The sequence below is a fragment of the Streptomyces sp. NPDC048603 genome, from assembly GCF_043199475.1.
Lineage (GTDB): Bacteria > Actinomycetota > Actinomycetes > Streptomycetales > Streptomycetaceae > Streptomyces.
Window position 1 is genome coordinate 231,340 of record NZ_JBICVY010000013.1, and the last position, 13,413, is coordinate 244,752.

Sequence of the window (13,413 nt, forward strand, 5' to 3'; positions counted from 1 at the left end):
TTCAGGCTGCGCGCAGTGTCCGCTGCCGCACCCCCTTGAGTCAGGAGAGACCGGTGTCAGACGTCCGTGTGATCATCCAACGCGATTCCGAGCGGGAAGAGCGCGTGGTGACCACGGGCACCACTGCGGCCGACCTCTTCCCCGGTGAGCGCACCGTCATCGCCGCCCGCGTGGCCGGCGAGCTGAAGGACCTGTCGTACGAGGTCAAGGACGGCGAGACCGTCGAGCCCGTGGAGATCGCCTCCCCGGACGGCCTCGACATCCTCCGCCACTCCACCGCGCACGTCATGGCCCAGGCCGTGCAGGAGCTGTTCCCCGAGGCGAAGCTGGGCATCGGCCCGCCGGTCCGGGACGGCTTCTACTACGACTTCGACGTCGCCAAGCCCTTCACCCCCGATGACCTCAAGGCCATCGAGAAGAAGATGCAGGAGATCCAGAAGCGCGGCCAGCGCTTCGCGCGCCGCGTCGTCACCGACGAGGCCGCCCGCGAGGAGCTCGCGGACGAGCCCTACAAGCTGGAGCTCATCGGCATCAAGGGCTCGGCCTCCACCGACGACGGCGCCAGCGTCGAGGTCGGTGCCGGCGAGCTGACCATCTACGACAACCTGGACGCCAAGACCGGCGAGCTGTGCTGGAAGGACCTCTGCCGCGGTCCCCACCTGCCCACCACCCGGAACATCCCGGCGTTCAAGCTGATGCGCAACGCGGCCGCCTACTGGCGCGGCAGCGAGAAGAACCCGATGCTCCAGCGCATCTACGGCACCGCGTGGCCGTCGAAGGAGGAGCTGAAGGCCCACCTCGACTTCCTTGCCGAGGCCGAGAAGCGCGACCACCGCAAGCTCGGCAACGAGCTCGACCTGTTCTCCATCCCGGACGAGATCGGCTCGGGCCTCGCGGTCTTCCACCCCAAGGGCGGCATCATCCGCCGCACCATGGAGGACTACTCGCGCCGCCGGCACGAGGAGGAGGGCTACGAGTTCGTCTACTCCCCGCACGCCACCAAGGGCGCCCTCTTCGAGAAGAGCGGCCACCTCGACTGGTACGCGGAGGGCATGTACCCCCCCATGCAGCTCGACGGCGGTACCGACTACTACCTCAAGCCGATGAACTGCCCGATGCACAACCTGATCTTCGACGCGCGCGGACGCTCCTACCGTGAGCTGCCGCTGCGTCTGTTCGAGTTCGGCACCGTGTACCGGTACGAGAAGTCCGGCGTGGTCCACGGCCTGACCCGGGCCCGCGGCTTCACCCAGGACGACGCGCACATCTACTGCACCCGTGAGCAGATGGCCGAGGAGCTCGACCGCACCCTCACCTTCGTGCTGAACCTGCTGCGCGACTACGGCCTGACCGACTTCTACCTGGAGCTGTCCACCAAGGACCCGGAGAAGTTCGTCGGCTCGGACGAGGTCTGGGAGGAGGCCACCGCGGTCCTCCAGCAGGTGGCCGAGAAGCAGGGCCTCCCGCTGACCCCCGACCCGGGCGGTGCCGCGTTCTACGGCCCGAAGATCTCCGTGCAGGCGCGCGACGCCATCGGCCGCACCTGGCAGATGTCGACCGTGCAGCTCGACTTCAACCTCCCGGAGCGCTTCGACCTGGAGTACACCGGCCCGGACGGCTCGCGCCAGCGCCCGGTCATGATCCACCGTGCGCTGTTCGGCTCCATCGAGCGCTTCTTCGCGGTGCTGCTGGAGCACTACGCGGGCGCCATGCCGCCGTGGCTGGCCCCGGTCCAGGCGGTCGGCATCCCGATCGGTGACGCCCACGTCGAGTACCTGCAGGAGTTCGCCGCCGAGGCGAAGAAGAAGGGCCTGCGGGTCGAGGTGGACGCCTCCTCGGACCGGATGCAGAAGAAGATCCGTAACCAGCAGAAGCAGAAGGTCCCCTTCATGATCATCGTCGGTGACGAGGACATGGCCGCGGGCACCGTCTCCTTCCGCTACCGCGACGGTTCGCAGGAGAACGGCATCGCGAAGGACGAGGCCCTCGCCAAACTGGTGAAGGTCGTCGAGGACCGCGTCCAGGTCTGACGTACGGCCGGCTCGTGTGGCGGGGCCCCCGGGGATCACTCCTCGGGGGCCCCGCCCTTCTCGTCCCCGCGCGTGAACACCTGGACCAGCCAGGACGAGAACGAACCCGTGACCGCTCCCAGCAGCGCCAGCCCGCAGGCCATCAGTCCGACCGCCACGGTCCGGCCCAGCGGGGTCACCGGGGTGACGTCGCCGTAGCCGACCGTCGTGAGCGTCTCGGCCACCCACCACACCGAGTCGCCGAAGGTCAGGATGTTCGCTCCGGGTGCGTCGTGCTCGCACTGGTAGACGGTCAGCGCCCCGGCGAAGCCCAGCAGCACCGAAGACAGGCCGGCGTACGTGATCACCCGCGCGTGCAGGCTCAGGCGCGGCTCGTTGTGCCTGCGCTGCATGGCGTTGTACAGCCTCACCACCCGCAGCGGACGCAACAGCGGCAGCACGAGCACCACGCAGTCCAGCCAGTGCGTCCGGACGAACCGCAGCGGGCCCATACCGCTCATCACCAGGCGCACCACGAAGTCCACCACGAAACACAGCCAGGTGCCCCAGATCGCCACGAAGCCGAGGTCGGGCCAGAAGCCCCTGCCGGGGGCCAGTACGTGCGCCGCGTAGCCGGCCAGGAACACCAGGGAAGCGACCAGGAGCGGGAGCTCGGTCCGGTCCTCCCACCGCCGCAGGCGAGGGTTAACTTCGTCCTTCATCTGGCCAGGATGGCCGCCCGCCGGACGATCTCCGCCCCGGCGACACGCCGCCCGTCGGCAAGGTCATATGCTGCATTGCATGACGACTGAGCCGGAGCAGCAGAACGGCGTGGGTACGCAGGACGCCTTCCAGCGTCTGTGGACCCCGCACCGGATGGCCTACATCCAGGGCGAGAACAAGCCCACCGGCCCCGAGGCCGGGGACGGCTGTCCCTTCTGCGGGATCCCGGAGATGTCGGACGAGGACGGGCTGATCGTCGCCCGCGGCAAGCACGTCTACGCCGTGCTGAACCTCTACCCGTACAACGGCGGGCACCTCATGGTCGTCCCCTACCGCCACGTCGCCGACTACACCGACCTCGACTCCCCGGAGACCGCCGAGCTGGCCGACCTGACGAAGCGGGCCATGGTCGCGCTGCGGAAGGCGTCCGGGGCGCACGGCTTCAACATCGGCATGAACCAGGGCGCGGCCGCCGGCGCCGGCATCGCCGCCCACCTGCACCAGCACATCGTGCCGCGCTGGGGCGGGGACACGAACTTCATGCCGGTCGTCGGCCACACCAAGATCCTGCCGCAACTCCTCGCGGACACCCGCCAGATGCTCGCCGAGGCCTGGCCGACGGGCTGATCCCGGGCGTCTGATCTTCCCGCGGGCGGGTCTCCTCACGGCCCCGCGCGCCCCCGCCGCTCCGTGATCAGCCGTCGTGCCCGCGCAGCCGGCGCACGGCCTGGACGGTCTGCAGGAGAGAGAGCACACCCAGGCCCACCGGCAGCAGGAACCACCAGGTGAATCCGGTCAGCACCAGGGTCACGGCGGAAGCCGCCGATGCCGCGGTGAGCGTGCCGAAGGTCGCGGCGTTCCAGGGCGCCGCGTCCCGCCGCAGGTCGAGCCGCCGGTCCACGACGCGCTCGGCCTCGGCCCGCAGGGCCTCGCGCCGGTAGAGCATTCCCGCGAGGCGGTCCTGCTGGGCCGCCAGTTCGTTGTCGTCCGGGTCGTCCGATTCCGCGCGCTCGCGCTCGTCCGGCACGCGCCCGACGGACTCCTCGCGTCCGCGTCCGCGGCGGAGGAGTCTCCGGAGCACCTCGAAGCGGCTCATCAGGGACCGTCCAGGACCAGGGATGCGGCGACCACATGTCCCAGTGTGGCCATCAGCTCCCTGTGCGCCTCGATGAAGTCCCCGCACTCGGGCGCGTCCACGGTCAGTACGCCGTAGAGGACGGTGCCGGAGCGCACCGGGGCCACGATGACCCCCTGGTAGCTCGCGTTGCCCGGCCCCGGAGCGTCCAGCTCGACGTCGTCACGGGTGGTGTCCTTCTCCCGCCAGTACGGCTGGTCCATCTGGAGCACCGCCAGCAGCTTGGCGCCGCAGGCATCGCCCTGCCACGGGATGTCCCGTCTGATCGTCGCCGTACGGGCGCCGTGGGCGATGCCCTGGAGACGGAAGACCTGCCCCGTGCCGTCCCACCGGTAGAAGGCACTGCGGGCGCGCGGCAGCCGTGGGGGGCCGGGTGTGTACGGCGCAGTGAGCGTGGCGGCACCGTCCAGGGCATGCTGGAGGATCAGCGCCCGGTGAGCGGTCTGTAAGCCCGTGGCCGGGGGAGCGGTCGGCGGGTTCTCCTGTGCGTACTCCGCCGCGAGACCCTTGAGTTCCAGAGTCAGTGGACGCAGGGCCTGCTGGTAGGCGTTGGCCAGTTCGGACAGGGAGTCGACGGCGAGCTCGTGGGTCTTGCGCCGGGCGGACTCCGCACGGTGGTTCTCGTACGCGGCCACGGCCACCACGGCGATGGCCACGATGCTGCCGAGGGCCGTCCAACGGACCTTGGCGGCTCCGCTTTCGGCGTCCGCGATGATCGACAGCGTGAAGACGCCGCCACCCAGCAGGCCTGACAGCGCCAGCAGCATGATGCGCTTGAGCCTGCCGCTCCCGTCCGTGCTCACCCCGTGCCCCTCTGCCCCGACCCCGGCCCCTGCCCTCCCCGCGGTGCCACGTCAGGCGTCGTAGACGTCCGCCTTGCGCGGGGACGGTTCCTGGACCATGCCGCTGACGATCATGGAGCGGTTGGTGAAGCGCTCGGTGTCGCAGCCGTTCTCCTCCAGGACGCGCATCGCCGCCGCGTGCACCACGCGGAGGACCGGCGTCGCGGCGCGCATCGCGTCGTCCGCCATGAAGCGGTGCCGCCACATCGAGCCGGCCCAGACGTGGCGGGCGCCGAAGGGCTCGGGGAGGACCAGCTTGCCGCCCAGCCATTCCAGGATCGGCGGGTACCAGGTCAGCGGGGCCCGGACCATCAGGCGGACCACCTCGGAGGTGTCGCAGACGGGCAGCACCCGTTCCACCGTCTCCCAGAAGCGGATGCTCTTGGGCACCTCGATCTTCTGCGGCTCGGACTTGGTGGTGAACAGGCCGTGCACCGGCCCCAGCGCGTGGCCGGTGACCTCGATCCGGAGCGTCTCGTGGAGCACGGTCACGGTGACCATCATGGTGATGACCAGCTGACCGTCCCACAGCGGCCACTGGATCCCCAGGTAGTGGCGGTTGCCGGCGCCGAACTGCTGCTCGTTGCAGATCCGGATGATCTCGTGCGGCTTGACCTGGAAGGTGTCGACCACGTCCCCGGACGGCCGGGTGACCTCGCCGGCGCCCTCGCCGACCGGGGTCACGATCCAGTGCTTGACGTCGGGGTTGGGGAAGCCGCCGGTGTGCAGCGGGCCGCGGTGGATCTGGGTGAGCCGGTCGTGGATGGCGCGGATGACGTCCCAGCTGCGGAACGGGTGGATCTCCGCGCTCCCGGCCTTGGGGACCAGTTCCTCGGCCAGCTGCCAGCTGCCCCAGCGCGTGCCCATGCCGAGGATGCCCTTGGGACCCGCGTAGAAGACGGAATTGCTGCGGTCCTCCGCGGTGAGCTTGGCGAGCTGGTGGCGCAGCTCCTCCGCGGACTTCTCCCCGGGGTTGCCCGGGACCGCCTCGGGGATCTTCGCGGCGATGCCGCCGCCGGAGAGCATCCCGTCCCAGCGGGACCTCAGGTCCACCGCGGTGCCGGTGCAGATCCGGCGGGCCAGGAACCAGCCCAGCGCCGGAGCGATGATCATGCCACGCAGGTAGTAGGCCCAGAAGCCGGTGTAGGGGAGCCGGAACATCATCACCAGGGCCGCCAGCGCGACGCCGACGAGCAGGGCCGTGCCCATCCAGGAGGCGCGCTTGCCCTCCTTCCCGGCGAGCAGCTTGCGGAGCTGGAACAGGCCCAGCCACAGCAGCATGCCGGGCAGGAAGACCACCCCGCAGAGGAAGGTGATCCAGCGCAGCTTGCGGTCCCGCTCGCGGCGGATGCGGGAGGCGGCCAGGCAGTGCTCGACCACGGTCTGCGGGTCGGCGCCGAAGCTCTGGATGAGCGCCTTGCGGGCACCACCGAGCATCCGGGCCTCCACGGCCCGGCTGAAGGCCTCGCCGAGATTCGGCTTGAAGATGCTGGCCCAGGGCTTCGGGGGCTTGATCGTGGACTTGTGGTACTCGTTGTCGGCCTTGAGGATCGTGTCCAGCCCGGCGTCCCAGCCGTCCCGGTAGGCGGCGGAGGCGAGGGCGTTGGTCGAGGCGGTCTGCCCGCCCGTCCCCTGCAGCGGGACCTGCGCTCCGGGCCTGAAGTCGAAACCGTCGTCCGCCACCGCTGCCGCCCCCATCGTTTCGTGCTGTTCTGGTGCTCCCCGTCCCCGGCCTTATGGGACAGGGAAATGCCGCCCACCGCAAGCGCGTTGGGTGGGCGGCCGGTCACACGCTATGACAATTAGGCTGCCCCCTCCGCTTGTTCGCGAATCTTGTCCGCCAGCTGGGGTGGCATCGGTTCGTGCCGGGTGTAGTTCCGGTTGAACCGGCCCGTCCCGTGCGAGACCGAGCGCAGGTCAAGGGCGTACCGGTCGATCTCGATCTCCGGGATCTCGGCCCGCACCAGGGTCCGTCCGGGGCCCGCCGGCTCGCTGCCGACCACCCGGCCGCGGCGCCCGGCCAGGTCGCTCATCACCGGCCCCACGTACTCGTCGGGGACCATCACGGTCAGCTCGGCGACCGGTTCGAGGAGATGGATCCGGGTCTCGGCGGCGGCCTCGCGCAGGGCCAGCGCCCCGGCCGTCTGGAAGGCGGCGTCGGAGGAGTCCACCGAGTGCGCCTTGCCGTCGACCAGCGTGATCCGTACGTCGACCAGCGGATAGCCGGCCGCGACGCCCTTGGCCGCCTGGGACCGTACGCCCTTCTCCACGGAGGGGATGAACTGGCGCGGCACGGCGCCGCCGACGACCTTGTCGACGAACTCGATGCCGCTGCCCGGCGGGAGCGGCTCCACCTCGATCTCGCAGATGGCGTACTGGCCGTGGCCGCCGGACTGCTTGACGTGCCGTCCCCGCCCCGTCGCCCTGCCGCCGAAGGTCTCGCGCAGACTGACCTTGTGCGGCACGGAGTCGACCTGGACGCCGTACCGGGTGCGCAGCCGTTCCAGGGCCACGTCCTGGTGGGCCTCGCCCAGGGACCACAGGACCACCTGGTGGGTGTGCGGGTTCTGCTCCAGCCGCATGGTCGGATCCTCGGCGACCAGCCGGGCCAGGCCCTGGGAGAGCTTGTCCTCGTCGGCCTTGGAGTGGGCCTCGATGGCCAGCGGGAGCAGCGGATCCGGCATCACCCAGGGTTCCATCAGGAGCGGGTCGTCCTTGGCGGACAGGGTGTCGCCGGTCTCGGCCCGGGTGAGCTTGGCCACGCACGCCAGATCGCCCGCGATGGCGCGGGTCAGGGTGCGCTGCTGCTTCCCGAAGGGAGAGGACAGCGCGCCGACCTTCTCGTCGACGTCGTGGTCCTCGTGGCCGCGGTCGGTGAGGCCGTGCCCCGAGACGTGGACGGTCTGGTCGGGGCGGAGCGAGCCGGAGAAGATCCGGACCAGCGAGATCCGGCCGACGTAGGGGTCGGAGGAGGTCTTCACGACCTCGGCGAGCAGGGGGCCGTCGGGATCGCAGGTGAGTTCGGGCCGGGGGCGGCCGTCCGGGGTGGTGACCGCGACCGGCGCGCGTTCGAGGGGGGTCGGGAAGCCGCCGGTGACCAGTTCGAGGAGTTCGACGGTGCCCAGGCCCTGGCGGGCTCCGTCGGTGGCCGGGGCCGCCATCAGCACCGGGTGGAAGGTGCCGCGGGCCACGGCCCGCTCCAGATCGTCGATCAGCGTCTTGACGTCGATCTCCTCGCCGCCGAGGTACCGGTCCATCAGGGACTCGTCCTCGCTCTCGGCGATGATCCCCTCGATGAGCCGGGCCCGGGCCTCGGTGATCAGCGCCAGCTCCGCCGGGTCCGGGTCCCGTTCGACGCGGCTGCCGGAGGTGTAGTCGTAGACCCGCCGGGAGAGCAGGCCGAGCAGGCCGGCCACGGGGGAGTGGCCATCGGGGCCGGGCGGACCGTACAGGGGGAGGTAGAGCGGGATGACGGCGTCCGGGTCGTCCCCGCCGAAGGTCTCGCCGCAGACGGCGGTCATCTGCGCGTAATCGGCGCGGGATGCCTCCAGATGGGTGACGACGATGGCCCGGGGCATGCCGACGGCCGCGCATTCCTCCCAGACCATGCGGGTCGCGCCGTCGACCCCGTCGGCGGCCGAGACGACGAAAAGGGCCGCGTCCGCTGCCCGCAGACCGGCCCTGAGTTCCCCGACGAAGTCGGCGTATCCCGGAGTGTCCAGGATGTTGATCTTGATTCCGCCCCATTCGACGGGGACGAGGGAGAGCTGGACCGAGCGCTGCTGGCGGTGCTCGATCTCGTCGTGGTCGGAGACGGTCGCGCCGTCCTCGACCCGTCCGGCCCGGTTGACCGCACCCGCGGTCAGGGCGAGGGCTTCGACCAGCGTGGTCTTCCCGGAGCCGCTGTGGCCGACCAGCACCACGTTCCGAACGGAGGAGGGCCGGTCGGCCGTCAGTGCCCTGCCGGCGGCTCCGGACTGCTGCTGTCCGCGCTGCGCCTGCTGCGCCTCGCGTGTGTGTGACTTGTCGCCCATGTTGCTCGTGCCTCCCGGTGCGACGGTGAGGAGGGGGGTGTCTGGCTGGTGTGTCCTGTGGGCTTGGAGTGCCTGAGGCTTGGTGGAACACCTTGAAGCTTTGCACTGGCGTCACCCTCCGTCCATACGTGAGTGACACAACGGTGGGTGCGGGGCGATGGCCGCCCGGGGCGCTGGCTACGATGGGCCAGCCGGTGGCCGTGGTGGCCGTGCGGCCCAGCTACCCCCTGGGAAGGCCATGCTGAACAAGTACGCGCGTGCGTTCTTCACGCGTGTTCTCACGCCGTTCGCCGCGTTTCTGCTCCGGCGGGGGGTGAGCCCGGACGCGGTCACACTGATCGGCACGGCCGGAGTCGTGGCAGGAGCGCTGGTCTTCTTCCCGCGCGGCGAGTTCTTCTGGGGCACGATCACCATCACCGCGTTCGTGTTCTCCGACCTCGTCGACGGGAACATGGCCCGGCAGGCCGGGGTCTCCAGCCGGTGGGGCGCGTTCCTGGACTCCACGCTCGACCGGGTCGCCGACGCGGCCATCTTCGGCGGCCTGGCGCTCTGGTACGCGGGCGGCGGGGACAACGAGATGCTGTGCGCGGTGGCGATCTTCTGCCTGGCCAGCGGCCAGGTGGTGTCGTACACCAAGGCGCGCGGCGAGTCGATCGGACTGCCGGTGGCGGTCAACGGCCTGGTCGAGCGGGCCGAGCGGCTGGTGATCACGCTGGTCGCGGCCGGCCTGTCCGGGCTGCAGACCTTCGGGGTCCCCTCGTGGATCGGCGTGCTGCTGCCCATCGCCCTGTGGGCGGTGGCCGTGGGCTCGCTGGTCACGCTGATCCAGCGGATGGTCACCGTACGGAGGGAGTCGGCGGAGGCGGACGCGGCGGCGGTGGCCGGTGCGGGGGCTGACGCCGGGGGCGGTGCCGGGGCTGGTGCCGATGCCGATGCCGATGCCGATGCCAAGGCCGACGGGTCCGGTACCGGCTGATGGGCGGCGTACGGGACCGGCTCACCGACGGGCTGTACGGGCTCGGCTGGGCCGGGGTGAAGAAGCTGCCCGAGCCCGCGGCGGTAGCCCTGGGCCGGCGGATCGCGGACTTCGTGTGGAAGCGCCGGGGGCCGAGCGTGCTGCGCCTGGAGTCGAACCTCGCCCGGGTGGTTCCCGAGGCCGCGCCGGAGCGGCTGCGGGAGCTGTCCCGGGCGGGCATGCGCTCGTACATGCGCTACTGGATGGAATCCTTCCGCCTGCCCACCGTGCCCAAGGAGCGGTTCGGGCGGGACGTGGTGATGCACGACGAGCACATCCTGCGCGACGCCCTCGCGTCGGGCCGCGGAGTGGTCGTCGCCCTGCCGCACCTGGCCAACTGGGACCTTGCCGGCGCCTGGGTGACGTCCCACGTGGGCATCCCCTTCACCACCGTCGCGGAACGCCTCAAGCCGGAAACCCTGTTCGACCGCTTCGTCGCCTACCGGGAGAGCCTCGGCATGGAGGTGCTGCCGCACAAGGGCGGAGCGGCCTTCGGCGCGCTCGCCCGGCGGCTGCGGGCCGGCGGACTGGTCTGCCTGGTCGCCGACCGGGACCTGTCGGCCTCGGGCGTGGAGGTCGACTTCTTCGGCAGCCGCGCCCGGATGCCCGCGGGGCCGGCGCTGCTGGCCCAGCAGACCGGGGCGGTCCTGCTGCCGGCCACCCTCTGGTACGGGGACACCCCCCGGATGTACGGGCGGATCCACCCGCCGGTGCAGGTTCCCGGGACCGGGACCCGGGAGGAGAAGACCGCGGCGATGACCCAGGCGGTGGCGGACGCCTTCGCCTCCGGCATCGCCGAACACCCCGAGGACTGGCACATGCTGCAGCGGCTCTGGCTGGACGACCTCAAGAGCGCGGCGGGGCGTGCGCACGACGCCGAAGGGCGGCCCGCGTGAGGATCGGCATCGTCTGCCCCTACTCCTGGGACGTGCCGGGCGGCGTCCAGTTCCACATCCGTGACCTCGCCGAACACCTGATCCGGCTCGGCCACGAGGTGTCCGTGCTGGCCCCGGCCGACGACGACACCCCGCTGCCGCCGTACGTGGTCTCGGCGGGCCGGGCCGTCCCCGTGCCGTACAACGGCTCGGTGGCCCGGCTCAACTTCGGCTTCCTGTCGGCGGCCCGGGTGCGCCGCTGGCTGCACGACGGCACCTTCGACGTCATCCACATCCACGAGCCGACCTCGCCCTCGCTGGGCCTGCTGTCCTGCTGGGCGGCGCAGGGGCCGATCGTGGCCACCTTCCACACCTCCAACCCGCGCTCGCGCGCGATGATCGCGGCGTACCCGATCCTGCAGCCCGCGCTGGAGAAGATCAGCGCCCGGATCGCGGTGAGCGAGTACGCCCGGCGCACGCTGGTGGAGCACCTGGGCGGCGATGCGGTCGTCATCCCGAACGGCGTGGACGTCGACTTCTTCGCCTCGGCCACGCCGAAGGCGGAGTGGCAGGGCAACACCCTGGGCTTCATCGGCCGCATCGACGAACCGCGCAAGGGCCTGCCGGTGCTCATGGCGGCCTTCCCGGCCATCGTGGCGGCCTGTCCGGACGTACGGCTGCTGGTGGCGGGGCGCGGCGACGAGGAGGAGGCCGTCGCCTCCCTGCCCGCCGAACTCCGGGCCAGGGTCGAGTTCCTGGGCATGGTGTCGGACGAGGACAAGGCGCGGCTGCTGCGCAGCGTCGACGTGTACGTCGCCCCCAACACGGGCGGCGAGAGCTTCGGCATCATCCTGGTCGAGGCACTGTCGGCGGGCGCGCCGGTGCTGGCCTCGGACCTGGACGCGTTCGCGCAGGTGCTGGACCAGGGGGCAGCGGGCGAGCTCTTCACGAACGAGGACGCCGACGCCCTGGCCGCTGCCGCCGTCGCCTTGCTGCGCGACCCCGAGCGCCGGGCCGCCCTGTCGTCCCACGGCTCGGCCCACGTACGCCGCTTCGACTGGTCCACGGTCGGCGCGGACATCCTCGCCGTCTACGAGACGGTCACCCTGGGCGCGGCCTCGGTCGCCACGGACGAACGCGTCCCACTGCGGACGCGGCTGGGGTTGGGGTCGGGGTCGGGGGCTGGATCCGGGTCTGGGGCTGGGTCGGGTTCAGGCCGAGGAGACTGATGCGGGGTCGGGCTGGGGCGGGCGGGTCGGGGCAACAACCAGTTCTCACCTGAGGCCGACCGGTCGGGAGCGGGATGGGGCGGTAACCGGGTTCCGCCCGAGGTCGATTGGTCGGGCGAGGGCGGGGCGGGGACCGGACTCCGTCTGAGGCCGACCGGCGCTGGTGGGGCGGGGGTGGGGGTGTGCTGGGGCTTCGCTGGGGCGGTGTCACGGGGGTGCCCGGGGGCTGCCCGTCAGTCCCAGTGTCTTTCCGTGCCGGCCGTCGGCGTCAAGGGCGCGACGTTGTCGCGTCGCCTCCGGCGATGGCCCTTCGGGCCACCCTTGACCCCGACGTCCGTCCCGGAACGACATGGACTGTCGGGCGGCCCCCGGGGGATGGCATGGAGGGACCCAAGGCCAGTCGTCACCGGCTTCGGCGGGCACGAGCGGCGGCTGCCGCTCGGCCAGCCGCCCGTCCGGGCGGACGCGGAATCGAAGTCGATCAGATCTCAGCACGCCGGCTCGGCCCACGCGCACCAGATCGCTACGCGCTCCTGTCTCTCAGCGGATACGGGCCGTCAGGGGCCGGACATAGGCCGCCCGCGATCGCTACGCGCTCCGGTCGGGTGGCGGGTGCGGGCCGCCGGGGGCCGGACATAAGCCGCCATCGATCGCTACGCGCTTCTGCCGGGATGACGACGGGCTGGTCGCCCAGTGCCGGGGCCTTCCGGCACGACAACGCGCGGAGGCTCGCACGCAGTGCGGGTGGACAGGCGGCACCCGACTGCCGGTGGCGGGCGAAGAGGCCACCGGCTGTTGCCATCCGCCGGATCGGGCAACTGACGGCCTGCCGGCGAGCCCTCCGCGCCCGGAAGCCGATCCAGTGGAACTGAGAGCCCGACAGGCAACCCTTCCAACCGCCGCCACCCCCCAGGAGCCTCCGAAAAACCACCATATGTGCAATTTGGGAGAGGGGTTGGAGGTCATCCGCTCGCGATCTCGGATCCTCACTTCCATCCAGCCGATCCCCGTGTCCGTCGAAGGACTTCGGAGGAGTTCGGGGACTTCGGGGGACTTCGGGGGGACTTTCAACGGCTCTGGCGGTCCGCCGTACCGGCGGGAGTCCGGGCGGCCTTCGGCCTGCCGTGATGCCTCGAGCATGTAGTGATCGATGGCGATCTACGCCCAGCCCACGGCAGCCCGCACCCGCCGTCCGGCAGGAGTGCGTAGCGATCGTGGGCGGCATCCGCCCAACTTCCGGCAGCCGGCACTCGCCATCGGTCAGGAGCGCGTAGCGATCGGTGGCGGTCTATGCCCAACCCCCGGCAGTCCGCACCCGCCGACAGGCCGGAGTGCGTAGCGATTGGTGGCGGCTTATGTTCGGCCCCTGGCAGCCCGCACCCGCCGTCCGACCGGAGCGCGTAGCGATCGTGGGCGGTCTATGTCCGGCCCCCGGCGGCCCGCATCCGCCGAGAAAGAGAAGCGCGTAGCGATCTGGTGCGCGTGGGCCGAGCTGGATGACGTAGATCTGATCGACTTCGATTCCGCGTCCGCCCGGATGGGCGGCTGGCC

General features: G+C 71.2%; 10 protein-coding genes. 5 read left to right on the top strand and 5 right to left on the bottom strand.

The window, feature by feature from the left end; all coding sequences use genetic code 11:
* Positions 1-53 precede the first annotated feature (53 nt).
* Positions 54-2,030: a threonine--tRNA ligase gene (gene thrS / locus ACGFQ9_RS30310; RefSeq protein ID WP_393578161.1), complete on the top strand. Its 1,977-nt coding sequence runs from the start codon at positions 54-56 to the stop codon at positions 2,028-2,030.
* A gap of 35 nt (positions 2,031-2,065) precedes the next feature.
* Here the strand turns inward: thrS and ACGFQ9_RS30315 are convergent, their stop codons facing one another.
* Entirely contained in the window at positions 2,066-2,731 is a 666-nt protein-coding gene (locus ACGFQ9_RS30315) for a potassium channel family protein (RefSeq protein ID WP_393578163.1), read from the bottom strand.
* 67 nt (positions 2,732-2,798) lie between these two features.
* Here ACGFQ9_RS30315 and ACGFQ9_RS30320 point away from each other — a divergent pair, with 67 nt between their 5' ends.
* Entirely contained in the window at positions 2,799-3,359 is a 561-nt protein-coding gene (locus tag ACGFQ9_RS30320; protein WP_393578165.1) for an HIT family protein, read from the top strand.
* Between the two features lie 67 nt (positions 3,360-3,426).
* Here ACGFQ9_RS30320 and ACGFQ9_RS30325 read toward each other — a convergent pair whose 3' ends face one another.
* The 4 genes from ACGFQ9_RS30325 to ACGFQ9_RS30340 form a co-directional block, all read right to left on the bottom strand.
* Complete coding sequence (locus ACGFQ9_RS30325; protein ID WP_393578166.1) at positions 3,427-3,828, bottom strand: hypothetical protein; 402 nt, start codon at positions 3,826-3,828, stop codon at positions 3,427-3,429.
* Complete coding sequence (locus ACGFQ9_RS30330; RefSeq protein WP_393578168.1) at positions 3,828-4,670, bottom strand: GAF domain-containing protein; 843 nt, start codon at positions 4,668-4,670, stop codon at positions 3,828-3,830. Before ACGFQ9_RS30330 ends, ACGFQ9_RS30325 begins: the two co-directional genes overlap by 1 nt.
* Positions 4,671-4,721: 51 nt before the next feature.
* Positions 4,722-6,392, bottom strand: coding sequence for a hypothetical protein (locus ACGFQ9_RS30335; RefSeq protein ID WP_393578169.1), 1,671 nt, complete (start codon positions 6,390-6,392; stop codon positions 4,722-4,724).
* A gap of 119 nt (positions 6,393-6,511) precedes the next feature.
* Positions 6,512-8,743 carry an elongation factor G-like protein EF-G2 gene (locus tag ACGFQ9_RS30340; protein WP_393578171.1) on the bottom strand — a complete coding sequence of 744 codons (2,232 nt, stop codon included), beginning with the start codon at positions 8,741-8,743 and terminating at the stop codon, positions 6,512-6,514.
* A 238-nt stretch (positions 8,744-8,981) separates the two neighbouring features.
* Between ACGFQ9_RS30340 and pgsA the strand changes: the two genes are divergently transcribed.
* The 3 genes from pgsA to ACGFQ9_RS30355 are packed head-to-tail and all read left to right on the top strand — an operon-like array spanning position 8,982 to position 11,862.
* The gene (pgsA, locus tag ACGFQ9_RS30345) at positions 8,982-9,719 is read left to right on the top strand and encodes a phosphatidylinositol phosphate synthase (protein ID WP_393578172.1); all 738 of its coding nucleotides are present in this window, start codon (positions 8,982-8,984) and stop codon (positions 9,717-9,719) included.
* Positions 9,719-10,654 carry a phosphatidylinositol mannoside acyltransferase gene (locus ACGFQ9_RS30350; protein ID WP_393578173.1) on the top strand — a complete coding sequence of 312 codons (936 nt, stop codon included), beginning with the start codon at positions 9,719-9,721 and terminating at the stop codon, positions 10,652-10,654. The genes pgsA and ACGFQ9_RS30350 overlap by 1 nt, the downstream gene beginning before the upstream one ends.
* On the top strand, positions 10,651-11,862 hold the full coding sequence (locus tag ACGFQ9_RS30355) for a glycosyltransferase family 4 protein (RefSeq protein WP_393578175.1): 1,212 nt from the start codon (positions 10,651-10,653) through the stop codon (positions 11,860-11,862). Before ACGFQ9_RS30350 ends, ACGFQ9_RS30355 begins: the two co-directional genes overlap by 4 nt.
* Positions 11,863-13,413 lie beyond the last annotated feature (1,551 nt).

Bases quoted from the DNA above. Each gene is read 5' to 3' on its own strand.
- ACGFQ9_RS30315 (WP_393578163.1), bottom strand. From the start codon at position 2,731: ATGAAGGACGAAGTTAACCCTCGCCTGCGGCGGTGGGAGGACCGGACC.
- ACGFQ9_RS30320 (WP_393578165.1), top strand. From the start codon at position 2,799: ATGCTGCATTGCATGACGACTGAGCCGGAGCAGCAGAACGGCGTGGGT.
- ACGFQ9_RS30325 (WP_393578166.1), bottom strand. From the start codon at position 3,828: ATGAGCCGCTTCGAGGTGCTCCGGAGACTCCTCCGCCGCGGACGCGGA.
- ACGFQ9_RS30340 (WP_393578171.1), bottom strand. From the start codon at position 8,743: ATGGGCGACAAGTCACACACACGCGAGGCGCAGCAGGCGCAGCGCGGA.
- pgsA (WP_393578172.1), top strand. From the start codon at position 8,982: ATGCTGAACAAGTACGCGCGTGCGTTCTTCACGCGTGTTCTCACGCCG.
- ACGFQ9_RS30350 (WP_393578173.1), top strand. From the start codon at position 9,719: ATGGGCGGCGTACGGGACCGGCTCACCGACGGGCTGTACGGGCTCGGC.